1 protein-coding gene is annotated in these 324 nt (G+C 38.6%); it reads right to left on the bottom strand.

What is annotated here, in order from left to right; all coding sequences use genetic code 11:
* Positions 1-45: 45 nt before the first annotated feature.
* Positions 46-324: HNH endonuclease (locus ACWIW0_RS11400; protein WP_454453409.1), on the bottom strand; the 279-nt coding region annotated here is incomplete at its 5' end.

The following is a 324-nucleotide window of genomic DNA, read 5'->3' as shown; positions in this document are numbered from 1 at the left end:
TGTACAAGCAAATTTCTCTGCATACAGCTCAAGCCTTTCTATTAACTACATTGTAGTCGGCTTCACCACTTTCAAATTTAAAGCGTGAATTTTCGTATGACACGTTGGGTGTACCAAACATCGGTTACTTAAGCTATCTGAACCACCTAGTACTTTATAGGTAATGTGATGGTCGTGCCACCCTGTTTCTTTGGTAATCATACCTTGACATAACGCACATTTTCCCTTCTGTTCTTTGAATAAAGCTCGCCATTGCTGTCTATGAGATTGCTCTTCATAAAGTCTGCGTTGGTTTAAAATTTCTTTATACAATTCCCATTCAGG

The organism is Ursidibacter sp. B-7004-1, assembly GCF_053654055.1.
The sequence above is the reverse complement of the archived record's forward strand: the minus strand, read 5'-3'. Positions and strand labels throughout refer to the sequence as shown.